The following is a 14641-nucleotide window of genomic DNA, read 5'->3' as shown; positions in this document are numbered from 1 at the left end:
AACCTCCGGCCCCTGCCTCCCGAAGACAGTGCTCTACCAGGCTGAGCTACACTCCGACCGTGGCGGGCGGGATAGCCCAGCGCCGGGGCTTTGGCAAGGCTCAATCGTGCGCTTGCCGCGGGTCTTTCGCGCGCGGCGTCCGGTCTTTCCTGAAAAACCGCACACGGGGCACGATCCCGGTCTCGAACCGGGTCCGGGACCGCAGCACCGGACGGTTGGTCGAGGATTTTCCGCCTTCGCGCAGCACGATGTAGGTGCCGCTGGCAATGATGATTCCCGCGCCCGCTGCCGTCCAGGTGTCGGGGTATTCGTTGAAGAAGACCGCCCCTGTGAAAACCGCCCAGAGGATCTGCGAATACTGCATCGGGGCGACGACCACGGCCTCGCCCGTCTTGTAGGCCATGATGACCAGCGCCGAGGCCGCAAACGCCATGACGGACATCAACGCCAGCCCCCCCAGTTCGAGCGCCGGCATCGGCTTGTAGACAAAGGGCAGCGCCGCGCCCATGACGATGAAATTCGTCAGGATCGGATAGAGCAGCATGACGACGCTGCGTTCGTCTTGGCCGATCTTGCGCACGATGATCGAGGCCAGGGAGCTGGCAAAGGCGGCAACCAGCGCCGCCAGGTGCCCCAGGCTCAGCTCTGTTCCGCCGGGGCGCAGCACCACCAGAACGCCGCAGAGACCGACGATCACCGCTATGCCGCGTCGCAGACCCACCTGTTCGCCCAGGATGGGAATCGCCAGCAGGGTGATCAGCAGGGGGGCGGCAAAGAGAATCGCATAGACCTGCGCCAGCGGCAGAACGGAAAACGCATAAAAGGCCGACAGACCCGTGATGACAGCAGACAGGGTCCGCACCATCAGCCACCAGGGATGCACCGGCCGCAAAGTGCCGGGCTGCGATTCGCGGATCAGGATCAGCGTCAGCAGCGGAAAGGAAAACAACCCGCTGAAAAAGACGATCTGCACCGGGCTGTAACTGGCCCCCAGCCACTTCACGATCACGTCGTGAAGCGAGAACACCCCGAAAGCGAGCAGCGCCAAAAGGGCGCCTTTGGCGTTGTGAGACATCCGGAATCCGTAAAGCTGAGTCGGTTGGCGCCGCTTGTTAACGCTATCACAGGATGATTGCCGCTGGAACGCAAGGGGGATGGGCGCAACTTTGCCCGGTCAGGGGCAGGGCTGGTCCGTCCAGTCATCGGTGTTGCCCCGCCAACAGCGTTGACGATGGCCAAAGGCGACAAGCTGCCAGCCTCCATCAGCGCGGAGGAACTCGAACCGGCGTTGAAGGGCACGGGTCGAATCATCGGCCAGACCGTCCTCCGTGACCTCGATAACCAGCCGCCCGTCCGTGATCCCTGCGGTCAGGTCCAACCAGGGCAGGCCCTCGCCTTCACCCGGAAACCCAAGGACCAGGTCCTGGACAAGGGACATCGGCATGTCCGTCACCTGCGCCGATGGCACACGGAAATCGGAATAGCCGGGCAGGATCTGGACCTCCTCGGCGACGAGGGGCGACGCAAGGAGGCAGGTGATCAGGGCGGGACGCAACATGGGCAGAAACCTTTCGGGCCGGACAGGGTGATCCTGTCCGGCCCGGGCATCCCTGTCGAGACGGGAATTTCTTAGAGCGAGGCGTCCAGCGCGGCAACGATGGCGTCGCCCATCTGGCTGGTCGAAACCGGATCGACGCCTTCTTCGCCCAGCAGGTCCGCGGTGCGCGCACCGTCGGCCAGCACTTTTTCCACGGCCTGTTCCAGGCGGGTGGCCTCGTCGCCAAGGTCAAAGCTGTAGCGCAGCGCCATCGCGAACGACAGGATGCAGGCAATCGGGTTCGCCTTGCCCTGGCCCGCAATGTCGGGCGCCGAGCCGTGCACCGGCTCGTACAGCGCCTTGGGACGGCCATTCGCCATCGGCGCGCCAAGGCTGGCCGAAGGCAACATGCCAAGGCTGCCGGTCAGCATGGCAGCGGCATCGGACAGCAAGTCGCCGAACAGGTTGTCGGTCACGATGACGTCGAATTGCTTGGGCCAGCGGCACAACTGCATTGCGCCCGCATCGGCGTACATGTGGCTCAACTCGACCTCGGGGTAATCCTTGCCCACCTCGGTCACCACCTCGCGCCAGAGCACGCCGGATTCCATGACGTTGGCCTTTTCCATCGAGCACAGCTTCTTGTCGCGCTTCATGGCCAGTTCGAACGCCGACCGCGCCACGCGGTCGATCTCCGACTCGGTGTAGCGTTGGGTGTTGATGCCCACGCGCTCGTTGCCCTCTTCGATGATGCCGCGCGGCTCGCCGAAATAGATGCCCGAAGTCAGCTCGCGCACGATCATGATGTCCAGGCCGGCGACCACATCCTTTTTCAGCGACGAGAAATCCGCCAACGCGTCAAAGCACTGGGCCGGGCGCAGGTTGGCATAGAGGTCCATTTCCTTGCGCAGGCGCAGAAGGCCACGCTCGGGCTTCACGCTGAAATCCAGCACGTCGTATTTCGGGCCGCCGACGGCGCCCAGAAGGACCGCGTCCACTTCTTGTGCCTTGGCCATCGTGTCATCGTGCAGCGGTGTGCCGTGCGCGTCGTAGGCCGCGCCGCCCACCAGGTCCTCGGACACATCAAAGGCCAGGTCGCGCTTTGCGCCGTACCAGTCGATGACCTTGCGGACCTCGGCCATGACCTCGGGGCCGATGCCGTCGCCCGGCAGGATGAGAAGCGAAGGGTTGGACATGGTCGGGCTCTCCTATTCGTGACGTCAGGCCCCTAGCGCGCGGGGGCAGTCTGGTCAATATCACCCCGCCTGTTGCGGCCCCACATGGGCCGACAGCCCTTCGGCCAGTGCCTCCCAGACGCGGCGAATCCGCGGCGTGTTCCGGACCGCCTCATGCGCCGCCAGCCAGAGCGGCAGCGTCGGCAGCGGGATCTGTGGCAGCACCCGCTCCACCAGCGGTTCGGCATCGCCGATGTTGCGCTGGGCAAAGCCGATGCCGCAGCCTGCCTTTATCAACTCCCAATAGACGGGGTGATGATCGGTGCGGGTGGCGAACCAGTCCCGCTGTGCCTCCACGCCCATCTCGCGCATGCCGCGCAGGATCAGGTCAGAGCGGTCATACCCGACCAGATCATGGTTCAGGAACGCCTCGAAAGTCTCCGGCCGCCCCCGGCGCGCGATGTAGGATTTCGCCCCGTAGAGCCCCAATTCCAGTTCGCCCAGGTGACGCGTGACGATGTCCAGCTGTTCGCTGCGATACATCCGCACGGCGATATCGGCCTCGCGGTACAAAAGGTTCTCGGACCGGTCCGTGGGCACCAGGTCGATACTGATCTCCGGCTCTTCCTCGCGCAGTTTCGCAAGGATCGGCGGCAGGTGATATTGCGCGGTAAAGACGCTGGCTGTGACGCGCACGGGGCCTGAGAGCGTCTCTGCCCGGCCCGCAGCGGCCAGGCTCAACCCCCGCATCCCCTCGGCCATGCGCTGCGCATGGGGCAGCAGGTCGGCGCCAGCCTCGCTGAGCGCCAGTCCGCGCGGCTGGCGGCGGAATAGCTCCAACCCCAGTGTGGTCTCGATCTGGCGGACCTGCCGTCCGGCGGTCGGTTGCGAGATTCCCAGACGCCGCGCCGCCTCTGACAGTGATCCGGTTTCGGCCACGGTCAGGAAGGTCTGGACCAGCGACCAGTCAAGCTTGGTGACGATAGCATCCATTCATTCATGAATACATGAGCTGCGCATTCTGGCAATTCCTCGAATCTGATGAATGGGGCACACTTGGGGGCAAGTGAGATGGAGGATGGTCAGATGACGGGCAACGTGCTGATCCTGGGCGGCAGCGGGCGGTTCGGACGCAACGCGGCAGAGGCCTTCTGGAACGCGGGTTGGCGGGTTGTGCTGTTCGACCGCGAACAGGACGACCTGGCGCAAGCGGCACAGGGGATAGATATTATCGTGAACGGCTGGAACCCGGCCTACACGGACTGGGCCACGCAGATACCACGTCTGACTGAACAGGTGATCGCGGCGGCGCGCACTTCTGGCGCGACGGTGATCCTGCCCGGCAACGTCTATGTCTTCGGCAAGGAGGCGCCGGAGGGGTTTGGGCCCGAAGTCGCCCACGCGGCCCGGAACCCCCTTGGCCGCGTGCGGATCGAGATGGAGCAGACCTACCGCGATGCGGGCATCCCCGTGATCCTTTTACGAGCCGGGGACTTCCTGGATACCGCGGCCTCCGGCAACTGGTTCGACCTGCAGATGGCGCCCTCGCTTAAGAAGGGCGTGCTGACCTATCCCGGCGACCCGGATGTGCCGCATGCCTGGGCCTTCCTGCCCGACATGGCGCGCGCTGCAGTGGCCCTGGCGGAACGGCGCGAGATACTGCCGCGATTCACGGAGGTGAACTTTCCCGGCTACACGCTGACCGGGCAGGACATGGCCAGGCAGATCGGCGAGATCCTGGGACGCGGGGTGAGGGTCAGGCGCATGGCATGGTGGCCCGTCCGCCTGGCCGCGCCGGTCTGGCCATTAGGGGCGAAACTGGTCGAGATGCGCTACCTCTGGGACAAGCCGCACCGCCTGACACATGAAAGTTTCGAGGCACTCCTGCCGGGTTTTCGGGAAACCCCGGTGGACGAGGCACTGGCCGCCGCCGTGGCGCCAGTGCTCAAGGCAGGGTCAGATCGACCCAGACGAGACCATGCGGCCCAAGATCCGGCGACGGCGGCGTGACGCCGCTGTCGCGGACAGACAGCGCCCGGTCAGGCAGGACATAACTCACCCGCATCGGTCCGGTGCTGTCCCAGGTCACGGTCTCCGCACCGGGCATTGGATCCTGCAGACGCCTGTGTTCCAGCACCCGGCGCGCGGCGTCATGCAGCCCGTTGCCGCGAGCGGGATCAAGATTGAGATTGCCGATCACGACGACGGGCGTATCGGGCGAAGTACCAATCTTTTCATCAAGGACATGGGTCCAAAGCAGAACCTCATCCCGGTTGCGGCGCCCGTTGCGATCCTCGGGGCCGTCGAAAACCGGCGGTGTGGCCGCAAGCGTCAGCAGCGTCAGCCCCCCGCCCGGCGTTGCCACGCGCAATGCCCAATGCGCGGAACTGGAAAGGCGCTGCACATCGTGTGCCGGGTCGTCAGAGGCAATCGCGCTGTCCGGCACGTCCTTCCACAACAGCGCGGAGTGATCGACCCACAGGTCCACCGGATAACGCGACAGCAGTGCCATACCGCCCTGCCCCGCGAACCAGCCAAAGCCCTGCGCATCGCGCGGACCGCCACGATAGCCGTCCCCGTCGATGTCCAGCCCGGTCGCCATTCCGGTATTGGGCCGCAAGGCAAAGAGATACGGATAGTGCAGGCCCTGGTCAGCCAGAAGGCTGTTCAGCTTTCCCAACGCGACCAGACCGGCGTCATAGTCGATGTCGGTCAACAGCAGGACGTCAGGCCCGACCGAGACGATCGGCCCGAGGTCCGGCGGCGCCTTTTCCAGGTCGGCCAGCATCAGCCCCGGCCCCTTGCGGCTGAAATCACCGTGCCAGGTGGCCAGGCGCACCGGGTCGGCACAGGCCGCCCAGGCCACGAGAACGTAGCTGAGAAAGAGGATCAGACCGCCTGCAGGTCCGCCTGCGCGTAGGCGCGGCGGCGCTTTTCCTCGATCAGGTCGGCAATGCGCATCAGCGCCACCCCCCTCATGATCAAGCTTGCCGGCAGAAAGGCCCATGCGCTCATCGTCCAGATCAGTGTTTGCGGTTCGGCCCAGGACAAGGACGTCGCATGAACCCCGGCGGCCTTCAGCAGCGCCGGAATCAAGAATGGCAGCAGGAACCCTAAGGCTACGTTAACGTGGCTGTCCCGGCGCAGGCGCCGCAGGATGTCGCCACCTGCGGTAGGGTCGTAGAGCGGCAGGTTGATCCAGAAATTGAAGGCACCCCGCCCCAGCGGCCAATCCAGGATCCGAACCAGCGCCACGAACAGCAGGATCGTGACAAGGGAAATGACATAGGCCAGCCCTGCCAGCGGACGGATCTCTTCGACCATCGCCTCTCCGGGTACGGCCAGCAGCATCAGGTGCACGGGCGAAAAGGAGAAATCCATCGCCTCACCGATCATGCGGCCAAAACCGATCAGACCGTCCGTCAGGGGGGTCGGCAGCACCGCGCCCCGGCAAATCAACGTCAACAGGATCACGGTCAGCGCAAGCGAGAAGAAACGGATGCGGTTGAACGGCGGGGCCGAACGGAACTCGATCAGCGAGGGCGCGTCGGCAAGATATTCGACAAGGGTCAGGATGGCGGCAACAAGGCCGATCAGGGCTATCATCTGGGTGGTCTCGGCACGGGTTCCCGGCATCAGCAGCGCAGGAGTCGCCACAAGCAATGCAACAAGGAATGCCCGCGCCCCGGCGGCCACCATTCGCGTGATCACAGTTCTGCCCTTTCGTTCCGGACGGGAGCGATACGATGCCGCGCCCTTGTTCCATCCCGAGCCCGCACTTTACGGCGGGTTGCCTCAATCTTGCCCAAGTTTTGCCCCTTTTGCCCAGATCGCTCAAGCATTCAAGGGAGGCTTGCTCAGATTCATGGCCCTTTCGGGGAGGTACTGGTGCGGGATTGCATCAATTCCAAGGCACGAAAAAGGCGCGTGAAGAACGCGCCGCAATATCTTGGGGGGAAAGAAAAATCCGCCACAAGAGGACTGCCCGAAAATCGGGTCATCCGTTAACCCGGCATTAGTGAGTGTGGCGATCACGACCCCGGGCGGCGCCGGAAGCGCCCCCGCCGCGGGCTGCGGCAGGGGCGAGTCTCATTGGATCAGACCCAGGGGCGCGCCTGTGCGGCCTGCGCCTCGAAGGCATCAATGGCCGGCGCCTTTTCCATCGACAGGCCGATGTCATCGAGGCCTTCGAGCAGGCAGTGCTTCTTGAACGGGTCGATTTCGAAGCTGAAGCTCTCGCCGTCCGAGGTGGTGACGGTCTGCGCCTCGAGGTCGACGATCATCCGCGCGTTGGAGCCTTTTTCGGCGTCCTTCATCAGCACGTCCACCGCCTCTTGCGGCAGCTTGATCGGCAGCAGCCCGTTCTTGAAGCAGTTGTTGTAGAAGATGTCGGCAAAGGAGGTCGAGATGATCGCCTTGATACCGAAATCTTTCAGCGCCCAGGGCGCGTGTTCCCGCGACGATCCGCAACCGAAGTTGTCGCCCGCCACCAGGATCTCGGTCTCGCGGTACTGCGGCTGGTTCAGCACGAAATCGGAAATCTCGTTGCCCTGCCGGTCATAGCGCATCTCGTCGAAGAGGTTCACGCCCAGGCCGGACCGCTTGATGGTCTTCAGAAAGACCTTGGGGATGATCATGTCGGTGTCGATGTTGACCAGCGGCATGGGCGCCGCGATCCCGGTGAGTTTTTCGAACTTGTCCATCGGTCAGACTCCTCAGGCGTTTTCGGTCATCAGCGCGCGTACGTCGGTCAAGTGACCGGTCAGCGCGGCAGCAGCGGCCATCGCGGGCGACACGAGGTGCGTACGCCCCTTGTAGCCCTGGCGGCCCTCGAAGTTGCGGTTCGAGGTGGAGGCACAGCGCTCACCCTCGGACAGCTGGTCGGGGTTCATGGCAAGGCACATGGAACAGCCCGCAAGGCGCCATTCGAAACCGGCCTCCTTGAAGATGTCGGCCAGGCCTTCTTCCTCGGCCTGGGCGCGGACAAGGCCCGACCCCGGGACGATCATGGCGCGCATGCCGTCCTTGACCTTTTTGCCCTTCACGACCTCGGCGACGGCGCGCAGGTCCTCGATCCGGCCATTGGTGCAGGAGCCGATGAACACGGTGTCGATCTGGATGTCGGTCAGCGGCGTGCCGGGCTGGAGACCCATGTAGTCGAGCGACCGCTGAGCCGCGGCGACCTTGCCGCCCTTGAAGCTGTCGGGCGCGGGCACGACCGCCGAGATCGGCAGCGCGTCCTCGGGCGAGGTGCCCCAGGTCACGGTGGGTTCGATCGACTCGCCCGGGATGGTCAGCACCTTGTCCCAATGCGCGTCATCGTCCGAATAGAGCGTCTTCCACCAGTTGAGCGCGGCCTCCCACTGGGCGCCTTTCGGCGCGTGGGGGCGGCCCTTGACGTAGTCAAAGGTGGTCTCGTCCGGCGCGATCAGGCCAGCGCGGGCACCTCCCTCGATGGCCATGTTGCAGATCGTCATCCGGCCTTCCATCGAGAGGTTGCGGATCGCTTCGCCGCAATACTCGATGACATAGCCGGTGCCGCCGGCGGTGCCGGTTTCGGCGATGATGCGCAGCACGATATCCTTGGCGGTCACGCCCGGCGCCAGCTTGCCGGTGATCTCGACCTTCATGTTCTTGGACTTGGACTGGATCAGCGTCTGGGTGGCCAGGACATGTTCGACCTCCGACGTGCCGATACCATGCGCCAGCGCGCCGAATGCGCCATGCGTGGCGGTGTGGCTGTCGCCGCAGACCACGGTCATGCCCGGCAGGGTCCAGCCCTGTTCGGGGCCGACGATGTGCACGATGCCCTGGCGGATGTCCGACACCGGGTAATAGTGGATGCCGAATTCCTTGGCGTTGGTGTCCAGCGCGGCCACCTGGATGCGGCTGTCCTCGGGCATCTGGTCGGGGTTGTCGCGGCCCTCGGTGGTGGGCACGTTGTGATCCGGGACGGCGATGGTCTTGTCCGGCGCGCGCACGGTGCGGCCCGCCATGCGCAGCCCTTCGAAGGCCTGCGGGCTGGTCACCTCGTGGACGAGGTGGCGGTCGATGTAGATGAGGCTGGTGCCGTCTGCATCCTCGTGGACGAGATGGGCATCCCAGATCTTGTCATAAAGCGTCTTGGGGGACATTGGTCCTCTCCCGTTGATTGGCGAATGGCTTGTCGGAAGGGTGGCGCGGGCACGCGCCGGGGATCAGGCGCGCGCCTGTAGCCGGGCCAGCACGGTGTGCGTGGCGCCGTAGAAACGTTCGCGCAGGCGCGCGCGGTCTGTCCTGTCGACATGGGGTTTCATGACCCCGCCTGATACAGCCTCGCAAAGATTCCCGCAAGAGAGCGCCGACGCTCGTCGGGACCGCTCTCAATGGGCAGAGCAGGTGCTCCCTCAGGCCACCTGGCCGGGCGCCAGACGGCGCCGCAGCGCCTCGGGCACCTGCCGGGCCGAGGAGATGCGCGGCAGGGACATTTCCGGGATGGCACGGTCCCCACCGTAAAGCGCAGTATACTCGGCATGGTTCGCAAAGGCGCGACGGCCGATGTAGTCGATAAAGGTCTCTGCCGGGGCGCCTTCGGCCAGGATGACCGCGTGTTCCTCGGTCTCGACATGGTAGAGCGTATAGCCCTCGCCCAGGTCCGACAGCGGCACCCAAGTGATACCCGCGCCATTCACCAGTGCGCCCGCGTCGATCAGCATCCCGTCGATCAGCAGGGCATGATCCGCCGTCAACACCAGATCCCGTTCCGGACAGCCGCCGCCCAACGCCCCGGCGCGGACACGCACGGGCATCAGGCGCTCGGCCGGGCCGAACCGGGTCGAAACCCGCTGAACCCCGATCCATTTCACCCGCACCACCTCGCCGCCGTGCGAGAGGATCTCTGATCCAATGTGCAGGTCCTCGACCGCCACGCGGCCCGCGGGCGTCGAAATCCCCGTACCTGTCAGGAAACAGGCGGGCATGTTCTCGTTCAGCACGTCGCTGGGATCGATGGAGTTCGGGAATTCGGAATAGGGTACGTTCGCCTCGGTCGAGCCGAGCAGGTAGCCGAACTGGTCCTGGATAAAGTAGAAGTCGCGCCCGCCAAAGGTCACCTTGCCCAGGTAGGTTGCGTCACTGGCGGAGTAGTCGGGGTTGATGACCTCTCCCTGTTCGACTTCCTCGTCGATCGGGCCGCCCTGCTCCTCGTAGATCGAAGAGCCGTAGACCGGGTTGTTGATCGTGTCGCCCTGCTTGTTCCAGCCCGATGGCACGCCGCCGATGGTAAACTGGCTGTAGTAGGTGGCGGACAGAACGGTGAACTGACCCATGAATACAAATCCTCTCCAGACAATGACCCGCCGTGAAACACGGCTCTCCCGGGTTTGCCCGACCCTGTCAGCTTATCTGCAAACTGGCAATGAAAAGCGCCGACGGCGGGGATTTGCCGGGCACGGGCGCATGACCGCCCCGGGTTGCGGACAAACTGACGCGGCCCCCTTGTGGCATCTCCGGATCTGGCCCATTTTCCGGCGGTTCGCGGGGAAATCCGCGCAAGACTTCCGAAAATCTTGATCCGAGTGACGGGGCAATGCGTACCCGCTACATGAGGAAATGAGGCATCCGATGCGCAGTGCATTGAACATCGTCAACCTTGGCTTGATCGCCGTGCTGATCGTGGCCGCGTTCAGCGTGCAGGCCCGCGTGGAATCAAGCGGGATCACCCCGCTGACCGTGCTGGTGGAATGATGCCGGGACACCGGTCGCCCTGTCGGGCGGACCGGCCTAACGGGTGCCAAAGCCACGCCGCCCCACGGGGCGGCGTCATTCGTTGGCAGACTTTGACAGGCGATCAGGTCGCGTCCGCCCAGAGGTCGGTCGAAAGGTATTTCAGACCACTGTCGCACAGTACTATCCCGACCGTGCGGCCCCGTTCCGGCCCGCGCAAAAGGTCTGCCGCCGCTGCAAGGTTCGCGCCCGAGGAATAGCCGGCGAACAGCCCCTCTGTCCGCGCCAGCAGGCGGGCATGGTCCCGCGCCTGGTCGCCGCTGACGGTCAGAGTTCCCGACAGCGGCGCGTCACGCAGGTGGACCAGGTCCGCCATGCCATAGCCGCCGCCCTGTATCGGGTGGTCCGGATGCCTGGTATCCCCGCCGCCGATGGCCTCGGCGCCCCGGGGTTCGACCGCGTAACAGCGCACGCCCTTGGGGGCGAGAAATCGCGCCGTGCCCGCCAGCGTCCCGCCGGACCCTACGAAATCCGCAAAGACCTCGATCGTGCCGCCGGACTGCTGCCATAGTTCCGGCCCTGTGCCGGTTTCATGCGCCGCCGGATTGCCCGGATGGCCGAACTGGTCAGCCCGAAAGGCGTCGCGGTCTCGCGTGATGCGCTGAGTTGCCTCTTCGACCAGCGCAAGATCCGCACCGGACACCTGCCCCGGAACACCCCCCGGCGCCTGGTCGACCAGCTCCACCTGGGCGCCCAACGCCGCCATCATGCGCGCCCGTTCGACCGAATTGCCCCGGCTCATCACCGCGATGAACGGATGCTCGAGGATGCCGCAGACGATGGCCAGCCCGGTGCCCATGTTGCCCGAGGTCAGCTCGACCACCGGCTGCCCGGGTTGCAACACGCCGCTTTCGCGCGCCGCCTGAATGATGGCGCGGGCCGCCCGGTCCTTCTTGGAAAACCCCGGCAACAGGAAATCGGGCTTGGCCAGGATACGCCCCTCGACCCCCAGCGCGGCGCAAACGCGGGTGAGGTCGATCAGCGGCGTGTTCCCGATGGCGTCAATGGCAGAAGTGAGGATCATGGCCGGAAGCTGCGCCGCCCTCCTCGGCAAGTCAAGCAATCCAGAGGGTTGCGCGGTTCCCGCTTTGCAATACTCTTTAAGGGCCCGAGACCCGCGCCGACGGAAGGTGACATGGACCCACAGGAGACGCTGCCGCTGGACCCCGAGGCGCTGATCGGCCTCTGGGAATTCCTGCTGGCCGAAGGCGAGTTGCTGTGGCGACAGGCCATGCGGCCCTGGACCACCTACCAGATCGGCATCATCCTCGCCGTCTTTCTATTGGCATGGGGACTGCGCGCCCTGATCCGGCCGCGCTATTCCGACTGGCTTCGCAGCCGCGAGAACTGGCCGAAATGGCGGTTGCGGATCGGGCTGATCGTGCAGCGGCGGATGCGGATGATCCTGTTCGTGGCGATGATCTGGGCCGCCTACCTGGTGATGAAGGAACTGACCTGGTCCTACCGTTCGCTCTTGTTGCGGGTGGTGGCGAACCTGTCGACCGCCTGGCTGTTCATCGCCTTCGCGACCCGGCTGATCGCGAACCCTGCACTTGGCGTGGTGGTGCGCTACGGCGCCTGGACATGGGCCACGCTGTCGATCCTCGGCTGGACCGACGAGGCGGAAAACACGCTGGAATCCATCGCGATCACGATGGGGGAGACGCGGCTGTCGATGTGGCTGATCATCAAGGCCGTGGTGATCATGGCGGTGCTCTTGGCGATGGCCCGGCTGATGGCAGGCGCCTCGGCAGCCTCGATCCGGCGCAACACGGCGATCAGCCCATCGATGCAGGTGCTGGCGGTCAAGGTCCTGCAGGTGATCCTGTTCGGCTCGGCCTTCTTCATCGCGCTGAAATCGGTGGGGGTGGACCTGACCGGCCTGGCGGTGCTGTCGGGCGCCATCGGCGTGGGCCTTGGCTTTGGCCTGCAAAAGGTGGTGTCGAACCTCGTCTCCGGCATCATCATCCTGCTCGACAAGTCGATCAAGCCCGGCGACGTCATCAGCCTGGGCGAGACCTTTGGCTGGATCGAGTCCCTGGGCGCGCGCTATGTCAGCGTGGTCACGCGGGATGGCCGGGAATATCTGATCCCGAACGAGGATCTGATCACCGGGCAAGTGGTGAACTGGTCGCATTCCAACGACTTCGTGCGGCTCGACATCCACTTTGGCACCTCCTACCAGGACGACCCGCACGAAGTGCGCCGCATCGCCATCGCCGCTGCGCAAAGCGTGAACCGGGTGCTCAGCCACAAGCCCCCGGTCTGCCACATCATCGGCTTCGGCGATTCCTCGGTAGACTATGTCCTGCGCTTCTGGATCACCGACCCCACGGGCGGGCTGACGAACATCCGGGGCAACGTGTACCTCGCCCTCTGGGACGCCTTCCAGGCCAACGACATCTCGATCCCCTTCCCGCAACGCGAGGTGCGGGTGCTGAAGGATGCAGATCCGGCCGCGCCCGTCATGGACTGACGGACGCGGCCACAGGGTGCTTCAGCCGATCACCTCGCCGATCAGCATCTGCGGCTGGCAATCGGTGAATTTCGGGATGTCATCCAACAGCGGCTGCGCCTTGGCCATTCCCTCTTTCAAGGCGGCTCCGTCCTTGAAGACCAGCGTCGCGATGGCATGAAAGCCCGGCGGCGTATCGGGACCGCCGGACAGGCCCTTGGTGGCAATGGCGGTCTTCATGTAAGGACCCCAGATCTCGGCCACCATCTTGAGATGCGTGTTGACGTAGTAGTCATAGTCGAAATGGGTGCCTTCCGTCGCCGGATAGAGCACCTGAACGCTGCTGGACATAACACTTCCTCCCTGTTGTCCGTCCGGTTTACCACAGGTGGCGTGCCGTTACGTCTCAATTTGCAAACCCGTCCCGAGGGCTGACAAACCCATGTCGCGCGCGCATAGTCGCCCCAGATCCAGGAGGGGACCATGAGCGAAGATATCGTCATCCTGAGCGGTGCGCGCACCGCCATCGGAACGTTCGGCGGCAGCCTTGCAGGCACGCCGCCCATTGACCTCGGGACAGCGGCGGCAAAGGCCGCGCTGGAACGCGCGGGCGTCGAGGGCGGGCAGATCGGGCACGTCGTGTTCGGCCATGTCATCAACACCGAACCGCGCGACATGTACCTCAGCCGCGTGGCGGCGATGCAGGCGGGCATTCCCGACAGCACCCCGGCGATGAACGTCAACCGGCTCTGCGGGTCCGGCGCGCAGGCGATCGTCTCTGCGGTGCAGTCGCTGATGCTGGGCGATGCAGACTTCGCGCTGGCCGGCGGAGCCGAGGCGATGTCGCGCTCTCCCTTCGCGATCACCGATCAGCGCTGGGGCGCCAAGATGGGCGACGTCAAGACGTTGGACATGATGCTGGGCGCGCTGAACTGCCCCTTCGGCACCGGCCACATGGGCGTGACAGCCGAAAACGTTGCCTCGGAGCATGACATTTCCCGCGAGGCGCAGGACGCCTTTGCGCTGGAAAGCCAGGAACGCGCCGCCAAAGCCATCGCCGAAGGACGGTTCGCCGAGCAGATCGTGCCGGTGCAGGTGCGCAAGAAGCGCGACATGGTGGATTTCGACACCGATGAACACCCCAAGGCCACCACGCTGGAGGCGCTTTCCGGCCTGCGCGCGGTCTTCCAGAAAGACGGAAGCGTGACGGCAGGCAATGCCAGCGGCATCAACGACGGCGCGGCGGCGCTGGTGCTGGCGCGTGCCTCGGCGGCGGAAAACGCCGGCCTGAAACCGCGCGCCCGCGTGCTGGGCTATGCCCATGCCGGTGTGCGCCCCGAGGTCATGGGCATCGGTCCGGTTCCGGCGGTGATGTCCCTGCTCGAGCGTACGGGCCTGGGCGTTGCCGACTTCGACGTGATCGAATCGAACGAGGCCTTTGCCGCGCAGGCCCTGGCGGTGAACAAGGAGCTGGGCCTCGACCCGGCGAAGGTGAACCCAAACGGCGGCGCCATCGCCCTTGGCCACCCGGTCGGCGCAACGGGCGCGATCCTCACGGTCAAGGCGCTTTACGAGCTGGAACGCACCGGCGGATCCAAGGCGCTGATCACTATGTGCATCGGCGGCGGTCAGGGCATCGCCTTGGCGATAGAGCGGATCTGACACCGGCCAACGGAGAAAAGAGCGAGGGGCCAGCCCCTCGCGCTCCCC

Annotated in this window: 15 protein-coding genes; 4 read left to right on the top strand and 11 right to left on the bottom strand. The window is 65.0% G+C overall.

Annotation, left to right across the window (positions count from 1 at the left end):
* Positions 1–100 precede the first annotated feature (100 nt).
* The 4 genes from PVW46_RS21475 to PVW46_RS21460 all read right to left on the bottom strand — a co-directional run bounded on the left by PVW46_RS21475 (position 101) and on the right by PVW46_RS21460 (position 3705).
* Entirely contained in the window at positions 101–1075 is a 975-nt protein-coding gene (locus PVW46_RS21475; protein WP_069211263.1) for a DMT family transporter, read from the bottom strand.
* 99 nt (positions 1076–1174) lie between these two features.
* Positions 1175–1558 (bottom strand): hypothetical protein, encoded by a 384-nt coding sequence (locus PVW46_RS21470; RefSeq protein ID WP_069211262.1) that lies wholly within the window; start codon positions 1556–1558, stop codon positions 1175–1177.
* A gap of 71 nt (positions 1559–1629) precedes the next feature.
* Positions 1630–2733 (bottom strand): 3-isopropylmalate dehydrogenase, encoded by a 1104-nt coding sequence (gene leuB / locus PVW46_RS21465; protein WP_043143865.1) that lies wholly within the window; start codon positions 2731–2733, stop codon positions 1630–1632.
* Between the two features lie 60 nt (positions 2734–2793).
* On the bottom strand, positions 2794–3705 hold the full coding sequence (locus PVW46_RS21460) for a LysR family transcriptional regulator (protein WP_069211261.1): 912 nt from the start codon (positions 3703–3705) through the stop codon (positions 2794–2796).
* 93 nt (positions 3706–3798) lie between these two features.
* On the opposite strand from PVW46_RS21460, the gene PVW46_RS21455 reads away from it, so the two are divergent.
* Entirely contained in the window at positions 3799–4722 is a 924-nt protein-coding gene (locus tag PVW46_RS21455; RefSeq protein ID WP_274577525.1) for a Rossmann-fold NAD(P)-binding domain-containing protein, read from the top strand.
* Here PVW46_RS21455 and PVW46_RS21450 read toward each other — a convergent pair.
* From PVW46_RS21450 to PVW46_RS21430, 5 genes are all read right to left on the bottom strand, one after another.
* Positions 4658–5578 carry an endonuclease/exonuclease/phosphatase family protein gene (locus PVW46_RS21450; protein ID WP_069211260.1) on the bottom strand — a complete coding sequence of 307 codons (921 nt, stop codon included), beginning with the start codon at positions 5576–5578 and terminating at the stop codon, positions 4658–4660. The genes PVW46_RS21455 and PVW46_RS21450 overlap by 65 nt on opposite strands.
* A 23-nt stretch (positions 5579–5601) precedes the next feature.
* Positions 5602–6423: a hypothetical protein gene (locus PVW46_RS21445; RefSeq protein ID WP_083242480.1), complete on the bottom strand. Its 822-nt coding sequence runs from the start codon at positions 6421–6423 to the stop codon at positions 5602–5604.
* Positions 6424–6809: 386 nt separating this feature from the next.
* On the bottom strand, positions 6810–7415 hold the full coding sequence (gene leuD / locus PVW46_RS21440) for a 3-isopropylmalate dehydratase small subunit (protein WP_043143873.1): 606 nt from the start codon (positions 7413–7415) through the stop codon (positions 6810–6812).
* Between the two features lie 12 nt (positions 7416–7427).
* Positions 7428–8846, bottom strand: a complete 1419-nt coding sequence (leuC, locus tag PVW46_RS21435; RefSeq protein ID WP_069211258.1) for a 3-isopropylmalate dehydratase large subunit — start codon at positions 8844–8846, stop codon at positions 7428–7430.
* A gap of 252 nt (positions 8847–9098) precedes the next feature.
* Positions 9099–10019 (bottom strand): Hint domain-containing protein, encoded by a 921-nt coding sequence (locus PVW46_RS21430; protein WP_069211257.1) that lies wholly within the window; start codon positions 10017–10019, stop codon positions 9099–9101.
* A gap of 295 nt (positions 10020–10314) precedes the next feature.
* On the opposite strand from PVW46_RS21430, the gene PVW46_RS21425 reads away from it, so the two are divergent.
* The gene (locus PVW46_RS21425) at positions 10315–10437 is read left to right on the top strand and encodes a hypothetical protein (protein WP_263281699.1); all 123 of its coding nucleotides are present in this window, start codon (positions 10315–10317) and stop codon (positions 10435–10437) included.
* 103 nt (positions 10438–10540) lie between these two features.
* Here PVW46_RS21425 and PVW46_RS21420 read toward each other — a convergent pair whose 3' ends face one another.
* The gene (locus tag PVW46_RS21420; protein WP_043143877.1) at positions 10541–11500 is read right to left on the bottom strand and encodes a PLP-dependent cysteine synthase family protein; all 960 of its coding nucleotides are present in this window, start codon (positions 11498–11500) and stop codon (positions 10541–10543) included.
* A 111-nt stretch (positions 11501–11611) separates the two neighbouring features.
* On the opposite strand from PVW46_RS21420, the gene PVW46_RS21415 reads away from it, so the two are divergent.
* Entirely contained in the window at positions 11612–12952 is a 1341-nt protein-coding gene (locus PVW46_RS21415; protein WP_043143880.1) for a mechanosensitive ion channel family protein, read from the top strand.
* Positions 12953–12973: 21 nt separating this feature from the next.
* On the opposite strand, the gene PVW46_RS21410 is transcribed toward PVW46_RS21415, so the two are convergent.
* Positions 12974–13282: an EthD family reductase gene (locus tag PVW46_RS21410; protein WP_043143882.1), complete on the bottom strand. Its 309-nt coding sequence runs from the start codon at positions 13280–13282 to the stop codon at positions 12974–12976.
* Positions 13283–13414: 132 nt separating this feature from the next.
* Here PVW46_RS21410 and PVW46_RS21405 point away from each other — a divergent pair, with 132 nt between their 5' ends.
* Positions 13415–14593: an acetyl-CoA C-acyltransferase family protein gene (locus tag PVW46_RS21405; RefSeq protein WP_069211256.1), complete on the top strand. Its 1179-nt coding sequence runs from the start codon at positions 13415–13417 to the stop codon at positions 14591–14593.
* Positions 14594–14641 lie beyond the last annotated feature (48 nt).

The organism is Mameliella sp. AT18 (assembly GCF_028807275.1).
In the GTDB taxonomy this organism is placed as follows: Bacteria; Pseudomonadota; Alphaproteobacteria; order Rhodobacterales; family Rhodobacteraceae; genus Antarctobacter; species Antarctobacter albus.
The sequence above is the reverse complement of the archived record's forward strand: the minus strand, read 5'-3'. Positions and strand labels throughout refer to the sequence as shown.

Coding starts and splice junctions, on each gene's coding strand:
- PVW46_RS21410 (WP_043143882.1), bottom strand. CDS start 13,282: ATGTCCAGCAGCGTTCAGGTGCTCTATCCGGCGACGGAAGGCACCCAT.
- PVW46_RS21460 (WP_069211261.1), bottom strand. CDS start 3,705: ATGGATGCTATCGTCACCAAGCTTGACTGGTCGCTGGTCCAGACCTTC.
- PVW46_RS21475 (WP_069211263.1), bottom strand. CDS start 1,075: ATGTCTCACAACGCCAAAGGCGCCCTTTTGGCGCTGCTCGCTTTCGGG.
- PVW46_RS21430 (WP_069211257.1), bottom strand. CDS start 10,019: ATGGGTCAGTTCACCGTTCTGTCCGCCACCTACTACAGCCAGTTTACC.
- PVW46_RS21420 (WP_043143877.1), bottom strand. CDS start 11,500: ATGATCCTCACTTCTGCCATTGACGCCATCGGGAACACGCCGCTGATC.
- PVW46_RS21405 (WP_069211256.1), top strand. CDS start 13,415: ATGAGCGAAGATATCGTCATCCTGAGCGGTGCGCGCACCGCCATCGGA.
- leuB (WP_043143865.1), bottom strand. CDS start 2,733: ATGTCCAACCCTTCGCTTCTCATCCTGCCGGGCGACGGCATCGGCCCC.
- leuC (WP_069211258.1), bottom strand. CDS start 8,846: ATGTCCCCCAAGACGCTTTATGACAAGATCTGGGATGCCCATCTCGTC.
- leuD (WP_043143873.1), bottom strand. CDS start 7,415: ATGGACAAGTTCGAAAAACTCACCGGGATCGCGGCGCCCATGCCGCTG.
- PVW46_RS21470 (WP_069211262.1), bottom strand. CDS start 1,558: ATGTTGCGTCCCGCCCTGATCACCTGCCTCCTTGCGTCGCCCCTCGTC.
- PVW46_RS21425 (WP_263281699.1), top strand. CDS start 10,315: ATGCGCAGTGCATTGAACATCGTCAACCTTGGCTTGATCGCCGTGCTG.
- PVW46_RS21455 (WP_274577525.1), top strand. CDS start 3,799: ATGACGGGCAACGTGCTGATCCTGGGCGGCAGCGGGCGGTTCGGACGC.
- PVW46_RS21415 (WP_043143880.1), top strand. CDS start 11,612: ATGGACCCACAGGAGACGCTGCCGCTGGACCCCGAGGCGCTGATCGGC.